Source organism: Ruegeria sp. AH7 (assembly GCF_056541325.1).
Genome location: NZ_JBQFYF010000020.1, coordinates 1 through 750, shown reverse-complemented (window position 1 = coordinate 750; position 750 = coordinate 1). Strand labels below are relative to the sequence as shown.

Sequence of the window (750 nt, the reverse complement as noted above, 5' to 3'; positions counted from 1 at the left end):
GGATACGGGGGACTATATCCCCCAATGCCGTATGTACTGCGCGATGGCGAGCAACGCGGGATTGCCCCTCGAAAGCCGCAGAACGAATAAGGACGTTGAAATGACTCTCACCGCCCTCCTGATATCCAGCGTGACCACGATGGCTCTCGCTGTCGTCAACCACCTCCAGCTCACGCGGGTTAAATGCTGCCTGCAATCGTTCACGGATTTCGTCGGTCACGCTCATTTTTATGCTCAACGGCAAATAAATTGCCGTCCCCCTCTTCTACTTTCGGCTGCTTAGATTAAACTGCTGCCTCCGAGTCGAAAAGATGCCTTCGTGAGGTTGTGCAGATGGTAAAGTCAGATCCCTTCGGATTCGATATGTCCGTGTCGAGCGCTAAGAAAAAGAAGCCGCGCGGCCGTCGGGGTATGTCAGGTGCGTCCGAAACTTCGGTGCGAATCTGTGATCATGAGGGCTGTGAAGAACCCGGTAAGTTTCGCGCGCCCAAAGCTCCGGACGTGCTGGATGATTTTTTCTGGTTCTGCCAGCAACATGTGCGCGAATATAACCAGAAGTGGAATTTCTTCGACGGCACCACCGAGGCCGAACTGAACGCGCAGCGTTCGAAGGACAAAGTGTGGGAGCGTGAGACCAAACCGATGGGCGATCCCGAGGCCCGTGCCTGGGCACGTCTGGGGATCGAGGACCCGCATCAGGTTCTAGGCGAAAACGCCACCAAAAATCCCGGCCGCGCCAATTCCGGCGGT

Annotated in this window: 2 protein-coding genes; one reads left to right on the top strand and one right to left on the bottom strand. The window is 56.0% G+C overall.

Going from position 1 to position 750, the window contains the following annotated elements; translation table 11 throughout:
* Positions 1–226, bottom strand: a 226-nt coding sequence (locus ACR0JX_RS19710) for a BolA family protein (RefSeq protein WP_480545524.1), incomplete at its 3' end; no start/stop codon positions are given.
* 107 nt (positions 227–333) lie between these two features.
* On the opposite strand from ACR0JX_RS19710, the gene ACR0JX_RS19705 reads away from it, so the two are divergent.
* Positions 334–750: molecular chaperone DnaJ (locus tag ACR0JX_RS19705; protein WP_480545522.1), on the top strand; the 417-nt coding region annotated here is incomplete at its 3' end.